Source organism: Paenibacillus aestuarii (genome assembly GCF_027789125.1).
In the GTDB taxonomy this organism is placed as follows: Bacteria; Bacillota; Bacilli; order Paenibacillales; family NBRC-103111; genus Paenibacillus_E; species Paenibacillus_E aestuarii.
The window spans coordinates 41,623-58,689 of the sequence record NZ_JAQFVF010000080.1 but is presented as its reverse complement, the minus strand read 5'-3'; the positions used below and the strand labels follow the sequence as shown (position 1 = coordinate 58,689).

Annotated in this window: 11 protein-coding genes and 1 pseudogene; all 12 read left to right on the top strand. The window is 46.0% G+C overall.

All coding sequences use genetic code 11. The features are described 5' to 3' along the window. Positions 1–33 precede the first annotated feature (33 nt). Complete coding sequence (locus O9139_RS27010) at positions 34–1,806, top strand: sensor histidine kinase (RefSeq protein WP_270884859.1); 1,773 nt, start codon at positions 34–36, stop codon at positions 1,804–1,806. Continuing rightward, entirely contained in the window at positions 1,790–3,406 is a 1,617-nt protein-coding gene (locus O9139_RS27005) for a response regulator transcription factor (RefSeq protein ID WP_377525349.1), read from the top strand. The genes O9139_RS27010 and O9139_RS27005 overlap by 17 nt, the downstream gene beginning before the upstream one ends. A gap of 53 nt (positions 3,407–3,459) precedes the next feature. Beyond that, positions 3,460–4,941: an alpha-N-arabinofuranosidase gene (locus O9139_RS27000; RefSeq protein WP_270884857.1), complete on the top strand. Its 1,482-nt coding sequence runs from the start codon at positions 3,460–3,462 to the stop codon at positions 4,939–4,941. A gap of 7 nt (positions 4,942–4,948) precedes the next feature. Continuing rightward, a complete protein-coding gene (locus O9139_RS26995; RefSeq protein WP_333742960.1) occupies positions 4,949–5,224 on the top strand; it encodes a DUF6171 family protein in 276 nt (91 codons plus the stop codon). 462 nt (positions 5,225–5,686) lie between these two features. Beyond that, entirely contained in the window at positions 5,687–7,876 is a 2,190-nt protein-coding gene (locus tag O9139_RS26990) for a glycoside hydrolase family protein (protein ID WP_270884855.1), read from the top strand. Between the two features lie 212 nt (positions 7,877–8,088). Beyond that, complete coding sequence (gene dgoD / locus O9139_RS26985; protein ID WP_270884854.1) at positions 8,089–9,210, top strand: galactonate dehydratase; 1,122 nt, start codon at positions 8,089–8,091, stop codon at positions 9,208–9,210. A gap of 137 nt (positions 9,211–9,347) precedes the next feature. Beyond that, a complete protein-coding gene (locus tag O9139_RS26980) occupies positions 9,348–10,928 on the top strand; it encodes a glycoside hydrolase family 43 protein (protein ID WP_270884853.1) in 1,581 nt (526 codons plus the stop codon). A 303-nt stretch (positions 10,929–11,231) separates the two neighbouring features. Next, positions 11,232–11,482: pseudogene (locus tag O9139_RS33215) on the top strand (glycoside hydrolase family 95-like protein). A 231-nt stretch (positions 11,483–11,713) separates the two neighbouring features. Beyond that, positions 11,714–13,198, top strand: coding sequence for an alpha-N-arabinofuranosidase (locus tag O9139_RS26975; RefSeq protein ID WP_270884852.1), 1,485 nt, complete (start codon positions 11,714–11,716; stop codon positions 13,196–13,198). 196 nt (positions 13,199–13,394) lie between these two features. Next, complete coding sequence (locus tag O9139_RS26970) at positions 13,395–14,372, top strand: ABC transporter permease (RefSeq protein WP_270884851.1); 978 nt, start codon at positions 13,395–13,397, stop codon at positions 14,370–14,372. A gap of 16 nt (positions 14,373–14,388) precedes the next feature. Continuing rightward, positions 14,389–15,285, top strand: coding sequence for a carbohydrate ABC transporter permease (locus O9139_RS26965; RefSeq protein ID WP_270884850.1), 897 nt, complete (start codon positions 14,389–14,391; stop codon positions 15,283–15,285). 83 nt (positions 15,286–15,368) lie between these two features. Next, positions 15,369–17,030: an extracellular solute-binding protein gene (locus O9139_RS26960; RefSeq protein ID WP_270884849.1), complete on the top strand. Its 1,662-nt coding sequence runs from the start codon at positions 15,369–15,371 to the stop codon at positions 17,028–17,030. Positions 17,031–17,067 lie beyond the last annotated feature (37 nt).

The window sequence follows — 17,067 nt, the reverse complement described above, 5'->3', positions numbered from 1 at the left end:
GTATAATGAGAGAAAAATACGGGGGCGTAGGATTTGTTCAACCTTCCATCCTTCTCTATACGGAATACGATTTTTGTTCGGCTGATCGTAACCTTCCTGACGATCATGTTGCCTATCTTTTTGATGGGAATCTATCTTTATCAATGGATTATTCAAACGACAAGCGAAGACATTTCCAAAACGGCGGTTTCACAGATTACCTTCTATCTGACTGATCTTGGCAATGAAATCGATCGGATTAAATTACTTCAGTACAGCCTGATGGAAGATGAGGATCTAAACGCAATTACTTTGACATGGAACACCATGAACAATATTCAGCGGACAGATAAGATCAATATCCTGTTGAAACGGCTGTACGCCATTCAGAACAGCAGCATGTACATCAAGGATGTCAGCGTTCACATCTCCCCTATTTCGAAATCGGTTTCGTCTGTGAATGGTGTCGGCAATCTGGATACAGAAAAGTATAGCCGGATTCGTTCCAAATTCGGCTCCGGGGGCCGGCTTATAGCTTTGGGAGAGGGACTATACTTGAGTGCAGCCAAACAAAGTGCAATCAGAACGAATCAGCCTCTATTCATCATTGACATCGAGTTGGACACCCGTAAGCTTCAGGAAGCATTAAGCCAATTCAATACTTATTCCGGAAGCGGAACGATCCTGTACTCGGAGGATACAGGGATGCTGCTTGCCAGTGGATCGGCAGAGGGGTTCCGGCATGATGCCGACCAATTGGCTCAACGGATGAATCGAGGCCCTGCGGATAATACGGTAACTTACGAGATCATGGGTAACCGCTACTATACAGTGCATGCTAATTCGTCTTATCTCAATATGTCCATCTACCGGTTCATTCCCGTAAATATTATCCAAAAACCTTTGGATAAATTTTACTGGTGGGCTTGGCTGTTCGCATCAGCTGTTATCGTTATTATTGCGGTTTATACGATTTCCACCTACAAATTTATTCATAAACCGTTGTTAACCCTTGTGAGGAGTTTTCGGCGCATAGAGAACGAGGACTTGGACGTGGTCATCGAACATGGGGCCAGGGATGAGTTTGGGTATTTATATGCACGTTTTAACCAGATGGTAGCTACGCTTCGTTCGCTGATCGACCAAGTCTATAAACAGAAAATTCTTGCGCAGCGAGCCGAATTGAAGCAGCTGCAATCCCAGATTAATCCCCATTTTCTCTTTAATAGCTTATTTATTCTCAGAACTATGGCGAAGACGGGGGATGTGGATCGGATCGAACAGTTCACGACGCAGTTGGGGGAATACTTTCAATTCGTAACTCGCAACGCTTCGGACGAAGTCTCGCTCAAACAAGAAATCCATCATGCCCGTACATATACCGAAATCCAGCAAATGCGCTTCTCCAGACGGATTCGAGTGATATTCGAGGATCTTCCGGAGGAAATCGAGCAAGTATCCGTACCTCGGTTAATCGTCCAACCGCTTATCGAGAATGCATTCGAGCATAGTTTGGAACGCAAGGTGGCTAACGGCCTTATGAGAGTTCAATTCGAGACAGATGGATCCGACATTCGCATCTTAGTCGAGGACAATGGGGATGACTTAACGGATGAGGTGCTACGCCGAATATCGGAGTCCTTAGCCAAGAGTGATGATCGAGTGGAGACGACAGGAATGGTTAATATTCATAAACGTCTGTTGATCACCTTCGGTCATACTTATGGATTAGAGGTAGAACGAAGCGAATTAGGTGGATTGAAGGCGACCATTCGCCTTCCCAATATAAGGGGGGATGCCCGTGTATCGGATGCTGATCGTCGATGATGAAGAGATTATCACCGAGGGACTTTACGACGTATTCCGCAAAATGGATCTCGACCTTGATCTCTGCAAAGCTTATTCTGGACAGGAAGCGCTTGAATGGATGTACCGGACTAGGGTGGACATCGTGTTGTCCGATATCCGAATGCCTGGTATGGGCGGCTTGGAGCTTATGGAGAATATCCGTAAAAACTGGCCGCATTGCAAGCTGATTTTTCTGACCGGATATAACGACTTTGATTATGTTTATACCGCTATTCAAACTAAGGGAGTCCGCTATCTGCTCAAAAGCGAGGGCTACGATAAAATCATTCGCGCCGTAACCGAAGCGATCACCGACTTAGAGAATAGCCTTAAGATGGATAATTTGCTTCAAAGGTCGAGAGAGAATCTTCATACACTCGAAACCTTGGCTCAAGGAAATTACTTCCGATATTTGCTTCAAGGGGGGAATGCTACGGGTGATTTGGAGGGGGATTTCCGCAAGCTCTCTATCACCTTGGATCCCGCATTTCCCGTCCTGATTGCAATAGGTGATGTGAAGAACGGGTCCTTGTATTCATCGTTTGCCGAGCGGCAGGAAATGACGCTTGCCGTCAAGTTCCTGGCACAGGATTTTCTCGAGGCAAGGACGAAGAGTCTCGGAATCATCGACCGGTATGGTAACCTTTTTTGGCTTATTCAACCGCTTCATCATCCAGGAATGGGGGAAGGGGATGAATATACGCGAACGGTACATTTCCTGGAAGGTCAATTCGAGATGATCCAACGGGTTTGCAAAGAATCACTGGATGTTTCGGTTGTGGTAACCGTTGGCAGTGATGCGTGCGAATGGGGTCAATTGCCTTCCTGGTACGACAAGATCAGAAGTCAACAGCATCTGAGAGCCGGCGACGGGACGGAGATGGTAGAAACGGTCCGTTTAGATATAACGGAACCGGTGAGCGCCAGCCGGGAGCGGCCGCTGAGAGATAGATCGGAAGCGCTTACGGCGCATTTGGAGGGAGGAAGGAAAGAAGAATTTCTCAAGCTTTTCGACGATCTCACGCAGCCCGCTCTCGATGTCCGGGCTAAGGGAATCCCTTACCTAATCGAACTTTATTACACGGTGGCGTTGGTTCTGTTATCTTACCTTAATCGTTGGAAACATGATGACAATATAGATGCTAATGCACTTATGAAGTATGATCTGCAGGCCTCTTGGCACGAGAGCTTCCGTTACTTGAGAAAGACGGCGGAATCTTTGTTCGATTTCAGGCAAAGCAGTGAACGTAACCGGGCAGCTGCCGCAATTGACAAAGTTCGAGCTTACATTGCGGAACATATTGCGGAAGATTTGTCCCTTGTTCACCTTGGCAACGTTATACATTTTAACCCATCCTATTTATCCCGATTGTTCAAGCAGGAATGTGGCGTCAATTTGTCGGATTACATCGAAGAGATGAGGATCGAGAAGGCAAAGGAATTGCTCAGAAGGAACGATCTCAAGATCGCGGATGTTGGTTCTCTTACCGGTTATGAGGCTGCACACTCCTTTACCCGCTTCTTCAAGAAAATGACCGGCGTGACACCTCAGGAATATCGGGAAATGCAGAGAAATTGAGATTATATATAATCGAGTCACTCGAAAATATCTAATGAAAGGAACAATTCTTTATGAGCCAAAAAGCAATCATCAATACGGACATCACCGCTGGTATCATTAATAAAAACATTTACGGCCACTTTGCTGAACATCTCGGCAGATGCATTTATGAAGGAATCTGGGTAGGAGAGGATTCGCCGATTCCTAATACGCAGGGCATACGCAATGATGTGGTGCAGGCGCTGAAAAAGATCCAAATTCCCGTATTACGCTGGCCGGGCGGCTGCTTCGCCGACGAATATCATTGGAAGGATGGGATCGGTCCGCGGGAAAACCGAAAAAGAATGCTTAATACCCACTGGGGCGGTGTCATTGAGAATAACCATTTTGGCACGCATGAATTTATGCTGTTGTGTGAGATGCTGGGCTGCGAGCCGTATATCAATGGTAATGTGGGCAGTGGAACGGTGCAGGAAATGCAGGAATGGGTAGAATATATGACGTTCGACGGGGAATCCCCGATGGCTAATCTGCGAAGAGAAAACGGTAGACATACTCCTTGGCACGTCAAATATTTCGGTGTCGGAAACGAAAATTGGGGATGCGGTGGCAATATGCGCCCGGAGTATTATGCGGATGAGTTTCGGCGTTACCAGACCTATGTGCGAAATTATGGAGACAATAAAATATATAAAATCGCCTGTGGATCCCATGATCATAACTATGAGTGGACGGAAGTCCTAATGAGAGAAGCTGCACGCTTTATGAACGGTTTAAGCCTGCATTATTACACAATTACCGGTACATGGCAGCACAAAGGGTCGGCAACGGACTTTACCGAGGATGAATGGTTTACTACCATTAAGAAAGCACTTGTTATGGATGAAATCATTTCTAAGCATGCAACGATTATGGATAAATATGATCCGGACAAACGAGTCGGAATGATTGTCGATGAATGGGGAACCTGGTTTGATGTAGAGCCCGGCACGAACCCGGGATTTCTATATCAGCAAAACACGCTTCGGGATGCCTTGGTAGCGGCTGTCACGTTGAATATTTTCCACAACCATTGTGAACGCGTGCAAATGGCGAATATTGCCCAAACCATCAATGTCCTTCAAGCAATGATTTTAACCGAAGGGGAAAAAATGATCGTTACGCCGACTTACCATGTGTTCGACATGTATAAAGTGCATCAGGATGCAGCTCGCTTGCCGGTAGAATTCAGCAGCGACACCTATGAGCATAATGGTGAGCATATTCCTCAGGTAAGCATTTCCGCATCCAGGAATGCGCAAGGTCAAATTCATATCAGCTTATGCAATATCGATCCTAAATCTGAAGCCAATCTGTCTATTGAATTGCGCGGATTGGAGGAAACAGCGAAATTGACCGGCACCGTGTTAACTGCAGCGGATATGCATCTGCATAACACATTCGAACAGCCCGAGGCGCTAAAGCCCGCTGATTTTCATGGTGCAACACTAATGGGGCAAGGTTTAAGCGCGAAATTGCCGCCGATGTCCGTCGTTGTTTTAACCATTGAGTGAAAACAATATGACTAATCAATCGAGAGATCATTCGTGCAAAGGGTGTTCGGCTAATGTCAACGTGACCGAACAGCAGATCGATCGAATGTTAGCTTCCCTGAACAGGAAGGGCTTCGACTGCGTATCAGATGAGATATATCAAGAAAGGCTCGCCGTGTGCAGGGAATGCCCTTCCCTGGCATACGGAAACACTTGTTTGCATTGCGGCTGCATTGTACAGATTAGGGCCAAATTCAAGGAAAAGGGATGCCCAAATCCTGGCTATTCCAAATGGCAGGAGTAAGATGGAGATGGGAGGTCCCAGCGTTTCTATATAGCTTTCCGCATCTCAGGTCTTAAGATGATCATGAGGTGTGCAAGGCTATTTTACCTTCCGGGATAATTATTTTGTTCCCCGAGGAAATATGACGTTACAAAATGAAACGCTTACAACAAGACGACATCGGGTAAAGAATGTAAAGAGTTGTACATTGTTTTGGCATTTAATCCCACCCTATAATGAAAACGTATACATCTACAGGGTGTATAACACAAGAGGATAATAAAGGTCTAGTCAAGACTGGGGCTCTTCCTTTTGCTACAGGAGATGATATGCCGCAGTGGGATCCCTATTAGCACGAAGCAACATATGGAATGATTTTCAAAGATATATCAGGAGTTTGTAGTTTGGTAGGAATCAACCGAGTGATTTAATGAAATCCCTTGTTAAGTAATATTTCAAGAACATATCAATGGAGGAGTATCTATGAAGCTGGTATGCGGAGACTATACCCTTGTCTTTAAGGACGGCGGTATTGAGGTACAAAAAAATAACATACCTCTATATTTCAACAAACGCCCGATGTTTGTGACGGTAAAGACGGTATTTGCCGTTAGCGAGTTTTACGATACTGCTTACAGCGAGATTGAAGATTCCGGTGATAAAATCATTGCCAAAGGTACATTGATCGTGCCTTCAGGCTCTGAATTTTCCTTTGCGGATGTATATGAAAGAGCTGGCGTTGGATTTAAAGTAAGCCGGAATGTCAAGGTGTTGAAAGAGGGGGATGATCTTGGTTTTTCCACAAAGTTATCGTTGGTGATGACGGAATCGGACGATCCCCATGACTATAACTGCTTCGCTCCCGGTGTGTGGTATAAGCAAAACGAATATGCTCCTGATTACGCGATTGGCAAAGACCTGGATTGCGAATATTTCTATCGGATGGAGACCAGTTATGCCTTGCCTTTGTTTGCCATGCAAAACATTGCGTCGGGAGAAACGGCGACTCTATCGCGATGGGCTGCAGACGTAACCATGCAGTCTGTGGACATTGTGAGGTCCGAAAATAGCTTGGACCGGAAGTTGACGATCGGCGCCATCGGCATGAGCAGGCCGGAAAGCAGGACCTTGAATTACCTGTATTATGGCTTTGCCGTGCGCAAGGAATTCGAGACAAAGGTTGACGGCCTGTCAATAGATTATATGTATCCCGGCTGCGATGGGCAGATGCCTAGAAGAAATCAGTATGCAGGTCTCGACTACAGCGGGAAATCAAAAAACTTTCAGCGCGTTTACCACCCTGTGGAGGTCGGATTTGAGCAAAACTACGCGGTTTCAGTAAATGTTGGTCATTACAGTAACTTCCAGCTGATGATGAGAGATGCCTGGCGCTTAGCATATGACCGGATGCGGGACAAGTTATTTGAGGTTGATAACGGGCTCCATTTCCACAACTGCATGAAGATCCTCACTAAATATACACGGCAATACGGAGATTCGTACGGTTTACCCTTTGCATGCCAGCTGCCCGACATGGACATCTCTTGTGTGTCATTCCAGTTTGGTTTTGTAGGGCAGCAGCCCGGTATCGGATATCAGTTGCTGCGTTACGGCGATAAGGAAAATGTGCCTGAAGCCTTTGAAAAGGGCGAGAAGATCATTGAGTTTTGGGTGAATACGGCCATGACCGAATTCGGCCTGCCGCAAATGTGCTACAATCCCAACATCAAGGCGTTTGAGCCGTATCCGCATTATGTACGCATGCTTGCCGACGGGATCGAAGCCATTTTGGACGCATACCTCTATATGCGCAGGAAGGGCGATGAGCGGCCGGCTTGGCTGGAATTCTGCAGAAAAACCGCTGATTGGCTTGTAAATATTCAAAACGAAGACGGCAGCTTTTACCGTGCGTACAACACCGATAATTCCATCCGCATGAACTCCAAGTCGAACACGCCCAGTGTGATTCGTTACCTCATACAGTTCTATCTGGTCTCCGGTGACGATAGATATAAAACCGCAGCGATCAAGGCCGGTAAATGGTCTTTCGATAACAATTACCGGAACATGGAATACCGGGGAGGCACATGTGACAACATGGACATCCTGGATAAAGAGGCCGGCATCTATGCTTTATTCGGTTTCCTTGCCCTGTTTGATTTGACCGGCGAGGACATATGGTTGGAAGGCGCGATCGGTGCCGCCGATTATACCGAAACCTGGACCTATGCCTGGGCATTTCCAATACGTACCCTTTGGCCGAAGCATCCCTTCAATAAGTATTCTATTAGCGGACAGAGCATCATTACCATCGGCGGAGGCGCCGACGTATATATGGCAGCCTGCGCGTATACTTACTACAGGCTTTATGTAATTACAGGCGACGAGCATTATCTCGATTTTGCCGAGTTCATCCATAAGAACACCCGCCAGTCCAATGACGTGGATGGCAGTAATGGATACATCATGCCCGGCCTGGGACACGAAAGCGGCAACTTTACCAGCCAGACCCTGCAAAGCCATTACCACTGGCTGCCTTGGTGCACTTATGTGGAAGTTGACCCTGCATCGAGGCTCTATGATACCTTTGGCGGCTATGAGATTGCAGACGCGCAAAGACTCAGCCCAGAGGAGAGGGTCAAGAGAAACCGTATCTATGAGACATTTGTTTAACCGATAGGAAATGGGGAGCCCTATGAGCCAAACTCAGACGAAAATCAAACTGCCTCACCTGCTCAGTGAAGGAATGGTGCTGCAAATCCAAAAGGTTCTACTTTTCGTTTTGGCATCCATAGGAACAGAATTCAAAAAAACCTATTTTATGAAACAACAATGGTCAGCGAGGGAAGCGTAGTTGCAAAAGATTTCAGGGAGGATTGCATAATATGAAAATTACGGATATTAAAACCTATTTAGTATCTACAACTAGACAGAATTGGTTATTTGTCAAAGTATTAACAGATGAAGGAATCTACGGCTGGGGAGAGGCCAGTGTTGAAGGTCAGGAGAAGGCGGTTGAGCAGAGTATTCATGATTTGGCGCAACGCAGCGTGATCGGTGAAGATCCCCGCAATATTGAGAAGATATGGCAGAAGATGTATCGCCACGGCTTTTGGAAAGGCGGATTTATCTATATGTCTGCCCTTAGCGGGATTGACCAGGCACTGTGGGATATTACCGGCAAAATTTATAATGTACCGGTATATATGCTTCTCGGCGGAGCTGTGCGTGATAAAATCCGTACTTATACACATGCAAGCGATGCGGAGTCCGCGCGGAAGGCGGTAGAAGCGGGCTTTGACGGCATTAAAACGGGTGGGGGGAAAGCCGGAGCCACTTACGATCCGGATACCGACGTCGAATTTCTGGATGAGAATCTTGCATCGATCCGCAGGGCGATTGGCAAGGATAAAGTCCTATGTATCGACAATCATGGCCAAGGGACACCGGCTGAAGCTATCAAGCAGCTCGAGGTAGCGGCCAAACACAACATTTATTTCTTCGAAGAGCCGATCGCTCCCGAAAACACGACCGCCTACAAAAGAATCCGCGAGACTTCGGGTAAAGTCCCGATAGCAGCCGGTGAACGACTTTTTAGCCGATTTGAGTACCGGGAGGTCGTCGAAAACCAGCTATTCGATTTCGTACAACCCGATATTTGCCACTGCGGCGGCATTACCGAAATCCGCAAAATCGCTTCGATGGTGGAGCCCTATCATATCAAGTTCGCCCCTCACAACCCGAATGGTCCGGTTGCAACTGCAGCGAGTCTGCACGTCAGCGCCGCCACACAAAATTTCGCAATCCTGGAATTTGCGGCCCATTCCGTTTACGCGAGGCCGGACATCTACAATATATCCCTAAAGCCTGAAAATGGGTATTTTCCTTTGCCGCAAGGACCTGGCTTGGGGATAGAGCTAAATGAAGAGGCGTTTGAAAAATACCCATACACATCTAAACAATATGAACCACGTTATAGCTTGGATGGAAGCGTGGCAGAAATTTAGGAACTGCTCTTTCATAATAACGACGTAACATGGAAAGAGAAAATTCAACCGGGATAACCCTGCCGGCTTTTCGCCGGTGGAAGTCGTCATTCGTAAATAGACCCAGCAATAGATTATAAATGATGGAGGTATTATAGATGAGTACAATTGTCAATCCCATTTTAAGAGGTTTTAATCCTGATCCTTCCATTTGCCGGGTTGGAGATGATTATTATATCGCTACCTCCACGTTCGAGTGGTTTCCTGGTGTTCAAATCCATCACTCTAGGGATCTGATCCACTGGAGATTGTTAACACATGTGCTGACGAGGAAATCGCAGCTTGATATGCAGGGGAATATCGATTCGGGTGGAGTATGGGCTCCTTGCTTAAGCTATGATAACGGAACCTTTTATCTGATTTATACGGATGTTAAAAGCAGAATTGGCGCTTACAAGGATACCCATAATTACTTGGTAACGGCAACCCATATTGAAGGCCCCTGGTCGGAACCCGTATACCTGAATAGCAGCGGCTTTGATCCTTCACTATTTCACGATGAGGATGGACGGAAATGGATCGTTAACATGCTCTGGGATTCCCGTAAAGGACACAACAGATTCGCCGGCGTTGTTCTTCAGGAATATTCCTTGAAGGAACAAAAGCTGATCGGCCCGATTACGAATATTTTCAGGGGAACGGAACTGAAGCTGACGGAGGGGCCTCACCTTTATAAATACAACGGCTATTATTACTTATTGACCGCAGAGGGAGGGACGCAGTACAACCATGCCGCCACGATGGCGCGTTCCAGAAATATTCAGGGACCGTATGAAGTCGACCCTACAAATCCGATTCTGACGTCTGCGGGAAGACCCGATCTTGCGCTGCAAAAGGCGGGGCATGCCAGCCTAGTGGATACTCCAGCAGGGGAGTGGTATATGGTTCACTTATGCGGGCGGCCAGTCAAGGATAAGTTTTGCAACCTTGGAAGAGAAACCGCGATCCAGCGCTGCGATTGGACGGGGGATGGATGGCTGCGTCTTTCTGGCGGGAGCCGCTATCCTCAGGTTCATGTGCAAGCACCCGATCTGGCGCCCCACCCGTTTGAACCTGAATCTGCAAAAGACGATTTCAACGCACCGGCGCTGAATATGAATTGGAGTACGCTGCGGATTCCCGCCGATCCGTCTTGGTTAAGCCTGGAGGAACGGCCCGGTTACCTTAGGCTGCGAGGAATGGAATCGATGATCTCAACGCATAAGCAAAGCCTGGTGGCCCGTCGGCAGCAGGCATTCCGCTGCGAGGCGGAGACGTATCTGGAATTTGCACCTGATCATTTCCAACAAATGGCGGGGCTCATTCTTTATTATGATACGAAAGATTACGTCTATTTGCGTGTCACGTATCATGAAGAACGGGGAGTTGGCTTGGGAATTTTGCAATCCGTTAATGGGGTTCAGGACGAGTTATTGGAAGCGGATGTTAGCATGAACGGCATCTCCAGATTCCGCTTGAAGGTCGTTATTGATCGCGAGATCGCCCAATTTTATTACATGAACACGGAAGAACATTGGACTGCCATTGGCGGACTAATCGACATTACTCATCTGTCCGACGACTATCCGGACTATATCCGCTTTACGGGGACATTCATCGGGATGTGTGTACAGGATCTGAGCGGGACCCGAAAGTACGCCGATTTCGACTATTTTGTTTATACCGAAAACGGGCAGTAACTCTGATTGGATTGCAAGCAGTTGCAGCGGAAGCTGAAAAGACTCCGGTGAAAACCGCCATAGGAGATTGCTTGATATTACTCGTTGTATGGACTCGATTGCGGCCAAGTATACAGATTTTGTAAGAAGTCTTGACCGCAATCCAAGTCGCTTGATGAACATTCCCGAAGGAGGCAGTAGTTATGCATCGTTTATACTATACTTCACCGGCAAAGGAGTGGACATTGATGTAAACCATCGCCACGTTTCGCACTTATTTGGCATTTATCCTGGAAGCAAACTAACTAGACCAGAAAACGCGGATTGCAGTCCCACAATGGTGTTCTTCGTTTGCTCCCGGCTCTACCCGACGCATGGCCAAAGGGACACTTTAAAGGCTGAGGGCAAGAGGAGGCTTTGAGCTTGAACTGGAATGGGAAAATGGGCAATGGAGTACCTGCACGCTTCGATACGAATCAGATGGAGAATGCACAATATCTTCCTCTCGACCATTTTTGGTGCAAGGGCAAGAAATCAAAGAAGTATTCTCCGAGGGGAATCCATCTACGTTCTAGTAAGATCAGATGAAGTTTATATTTTAACTGCTGCAGATCAAGGAGCTTAGGTTCAAATTCGGAGAATCTAAAATAAATAAAACGCTTTCAAATTGGTAAAGAGATGGTAACTAAGTAAAGATATGTACATTGTTGACCATTCTTTCCCATTTTATAATGAGAGCACAGTGGTCGAGAAGTTGTGCAGACGTTTTTTGAAAGCGGTGTATTCTAATAAAAGGAGAAGAATCAATGCTAACGAAAATTCGAATGAATGTTGATATGCCACTGAGTACGATCGATCGCAATATCTATGGGCATTTTTCCGAACACCTGGGTCGTTGCATCTATGAAGGAATTTGGGTGGGCGTGGATTCCCCGATCCCAAATACGGAAGGCTTTCGCACGGATGTCATTGAGGCGCTCAGGCACCTTCAGATTCCTATTTTGCGCTGGCCTGGCGGCTGCTTTGCTGACGAATACCACTGGAAGGATGGAGTGGGACCAAAGGAAAAGCGCAAGCGGATGATCAACACACATTGGGGCGGTGTCATTGAAAACAACCATTTCGGAACGCATGAGTTTATTAGGTTCTGCGAGTTGATCAACGCTGAACCTTATATTTGCGGAAATGTGGGAAGCGGGACTGTCTCCGAAATGTCTGAGTGGGTCGAATATGTAACTTTCGGCGGCGAATCTCCAATGGCGAATTGGCGGCAGGAGAACGGAAGAAAGGAGCCTTGGAAGCTGAAGTACTTCGGCGTCGGGAATGAGAACTGGGGATGCGGCGGCCATATGCGTCCCGAATATTACGCCGATTTGTTTCGGCAATATGCATGCTACGTGCGAAACTATGGTGAAAACAAGATTTTCAAAATCGCTTGTGGGCCAAACGTAGATGACTACCATTGGACGGAAGTGTTGATGAGCCAGGCTGGGCGCTACATGGACGGCTTGAGCCTGCATTATTACACCTTTCCGAATGGCTACGGGAAAGAAAAAGGATCGGCCACCGAGTTCGATGAAACCTGGTGGTTCAGGACGTTAAAGAGAACCTTGTACATGGAAGAGTTAATTGAACGGCATGACACCATTATGACGCGATACGATCTAGACAAACGGGTAGCCCTGATTGTGGACGAATGGGGAACCTGGTATAACGTCGAGCCCGGTACAACCCCGGGCTTCCTGTATCAGCAGAATACAATGCGCGATGCACTCGTTGCCGGCATCAACCTGAATATCTTTCACCGGCACAGCGATCGGGTGCGGATGGCCAATTTGGCTCAACTTATCAACGTGCTGCAATCCGTCATACTGACTGAAGGCGCGAGCATGTTATTGACCCCGACTTTCCACGTCTTCGATATGTACAAGGTGCATCAAGGAGCGAAGTCGATCCCGCTTCATGTAGATAGTCCGGCTTACGAAATGAACGGGGAACGGATCGACAGGATTCATGCTTCGGCATCGGTAAATGACAGTGGAATCCTGCATGTGTCGTTATGCAATCTCGATCATGCAGCTGCGGAGGAAATTGAGATCGACATTCGAGGTAAAAAAGCTACTCATGTAACAGGAACAATTCTGACCTCCGAAGCGATCCAGGACCACAATACATTCGATGTACCAGATAGGGTAAGCCCGTGTGCATTCAGAGACTACCGACTAGAAGACGATCGGTTGATTGTCCGGATGCCCTCTAAGTCAGTCGTCGTCCTCGCCGTGGAGTGGTAGGAATTAGGGAAACCAATTCAAGATGCATATCCCCCAAGAACTATTAGTATTTCCAGTTCACATCCAATGATTGTTGGTCATAAATGCGTTATTGAAAGCGGTTTCAATTATAATATGCATTAGTTCAAAGCAATTTTTTGATCGAGTAGGAAGTCCTAAAAACGATTCAAAACCCATGAAAGGAGCTGATGAATAAATGGCACATACACAAACAGCATTGAATACTGCTGCCGTTAACACTAAAGTTGCCAAGAAGAAAGAGAGACTCAGACTGCTAAAACAAATGCGGCAAGATTATCAATTGTATTTAATTGTTTTATTGCCTGTTGCCTGGCTAATCCTTTTTCAATATGTTCCCATGTACGGTCTACAGCTAGCGTTCAAGAATTTTAGAATCCTGGAAGGCATATGGGGCAGCCCGTGGATCGGACTGAAACATTTTGAGAAATTTTTCATGTCCTATCAATTCGTTAAGGTATTAAAAAATACGATTGTGATTAGCTTATACGAGCTAATAGCTGGATTTCCGCTTCCGATTATTTTAGCTTTAGCGCTGAATGCAACTTTAAGAACGAGATTCAAGCAAACCGTTCAATTTATCACTTATATGCCTTTCTTTATTTCTACGGTTGTCATGGTCGGAATGATCCTGCAGTTTTTGAATCCCCGTATCGGGATTGTCAATATAGGGCTCGGTTTATTTGGAGTTGAGCCGATTAACTTTATGGGCAACCCTGATTGGTTTAAGTCCATCTACGTATGGTCTGGAATTTGGCAAAGCATGGGATGGGGGACAATCATCTACCTTGCTGCGTTGTCAGGAATCAGCCAGGAGGTTCATGAGGCTGCTACGATTGACGGAGCAAGCCGGTTCCAGCGAATCTTGCACGTTGACCTTCCGGGCATTATGCCAACGATTGTAACACTTCTGATCTTAAATGTCGGAACCATTATGGGAATAGGATTTGAAAAAATTTACTTGATGCAAAATCCGTTGAACATCAGCTCTTCTGAAGTTATATCCACTTATGTTTATTCAGTTAGCCTTGCATCCAGCGCTCCGGATTACGCTTATGCAACTGCTATCGGACTATTTAATTCCGTAGTAAATATGATCCTACTGTTAATCGTCAACCAAATAGCCAAGAAAGTAGGAGATACCAGTCTGTGGTAAATAAGGAGGTAGCGGCATGAGAGCTAATAAAGTCAGGCTTGCGAAATCGGATAAAATATTTTATTTGATTAATGATTTGATCTTGTTAATTGCGCTGCTGCTGGTTCTTTATCCGCTTGTTTATGTAATCAGCGCTTCGTTTAGCGACAAGCTTGCCATTATATCCGGGAAAGTATTCTTATGGCCGGTCAACTTTTCTTGGGAAGGTTATATCGCCGTTTTTAAAGATTCGCGGATCATGCCGGCCTATGGTAATACGGTATTTTACACGGCTGTTGGTACTACTATCAATGTGTTGTTGACGATCCTCGCCGCCTACCCGCTTTCACGTAAAACGATGGTTGGCCGCAACCTGATTATGTACCTGTTCGCGTTTACCATGCTCTTTCACGGCGGGTTGATTCCCAACTATCTACTGATGAAATCACTGGGGATGATTGATACGAGATGGGCGATGCTGCTCCCCGGCGCACTTGCCGTTTGGAATATGATTATCGCGCGTACTTTCTTCCAGTCCACCATCAGCCAAGAGCTTTATGAAGCTGCAGCAATGGACGGATGCTCACACATAAGATTTTTATGGAGCATCGTACTACCGCTCTCGAAAGCAATCATTGCAGTTATGGTGTTGTTTTATGGAGTATCGCATTGGAATGCTTACTTTAATGCTTTCATTTACTTAAAGAATAAGGATTTGTTCCCTTTACAAATTGTACTAAGAGATATCCTTATTCAGAGTGAAATTGATCCGACCAGTATTACGGATACGGAAACGATGACGAGAAAACAAGGCTTGGCCGATTTGCTCAAATACTCCATCATCATTGTGGCAAGCTTGCCGGTCTGGCTCGTTTATCCGTTCGTTCAAAAGCACTTTGTTAAAGGTGTCATGATCGGGTCCATCAAAGGTTAGAGGCAATAAATCGGCTTATTCCAACCCTAAATAAAGGCCGGTTTCATTGTATAAAGCAACAAATAACTGAAGGGAGAATGGATATGAAGAGAAGGGTGTTAACCAGAATTTTGGTTCCGATGCTATCCGCTTCTATGCTCTTAAGTGCTTGCAGCTCCGAAAATGCGGGTAATCCTGGAAAGAGGGAATCTAAGGAATCGGCAAGTCTGTCTGCGGCTGGTCAATTGCCGATTTCTAAGGAGAAGATTAACATCACCGTAACGGTGCCTTCAAGTCCCTACGTGTTGTCATGGGATTATGGAAAGAATGAGTTTACGACCTGGATAGAGGACCAGACTAATATTCATATTAACTGGAATCTTTATCCTGCAGCTGATGCCAAAACAAAACTGAATTTGGAGCTTTCATCCGGAGGAGATCTTGGTGATCTGGTTATGGGTAACTTTAGCCTTGACAACTCCATGGTGGCAACATACGGCTCTCAAGGACTTCTGTTAAATATCAAGGATTTAATTGAGAAACAGGGATCAAATCTGAAAAAAATGTATAGCGAGTACCCTTCTATTAAACAGGCCTCGACAGCACCTGACGGAAATATATATGGAGTACCTGAAGTAGGTGTCTGCTATAATTGCGACCGTGCGATGCGGTTCTGGGTGAACAAAAACTTTCTTAAAACTTTGAACATGTCCGTGCCGACAACGACGGACGAGCTGTATCAATATTTAAAGGCGGTTAAAGAAAAGGATCCAAACGGCAACGGCAAGAAGGACGAAATCGGGTTGGTAGGCTCACCAAAGAGCTGGTTTTCGAATGTACACCAGTTTATTATGAATGCGTTTACTTACCATGACAGCAATGAACTTTATGTAAAAGATGATAAAGTTGTTGCCGCATATACCACTCCGGAATGGAGAGAAGGATTAAGATACCTGAACAAGCTTTACAAAGAAGGGCTGATTGACCAGTCATCGTTTACAAACGATGAACCTCAGCTAAGACAGTTAGTAGAGTTAAATAACGGGAATACTGTCGGTGCGGTCGGTAATGGAGGCCCGCATGCGTTTGCAGCAAATGATTCCACTAAGTTTAATTATGAAATCGTACCTCCTTTAAAGGGGCCAAACGGTTTTCAAACTTCCTATTACAACGAGTATGGCATGGTCGGTGGATACAGGTTCGTCATTCCGGCCAAGAGCAAGCACCCAGAAGCGGTCATGAAGTTGATCGATTTTCTGTATTCTAATGAGGCTTATTTGAGAGGTCGCTATGGCGTGCCTGGAGTAAACTGGGAGGTGCCTAAGGATACAATTGCAGCTAATGGTGAACCGGCTAAATTCAAACTGATCGGCAAAGATTTGTGGGGGCAGCCGCAAAATGCACACTGGTCAGGTGCTAACGGGGGTTGGCCGCCTTTCGGTTCCGACGCAAGAGAAGCTCTGAAGTCCGGTTATGATTTAGAAACTGTACTGTTCGACGCAGCAAAAATGTATGACAAATATGCACCGAAGGTCTCCGTACCGAAGTTCTTTTTTGATCCGGATACTTCAAAAAGACATAACGAATTGCAAACGGAAATTAAGAAACGGGTCGATGCGGCTACAGCTGATTTTATCGTTGGTAACATGAATATTGAGACCGATTGGGATAAATTCCAGGCAGAGTTGAAACAAATGGGCGTTGAAGAGTACGTTTCCATCATGCAAAAGGAATACGATGCGAAATGGAAGAGTTCCAAGAAATAAAATATGGTATGCGGCTGCAGGGTGAACTTACAGGTTT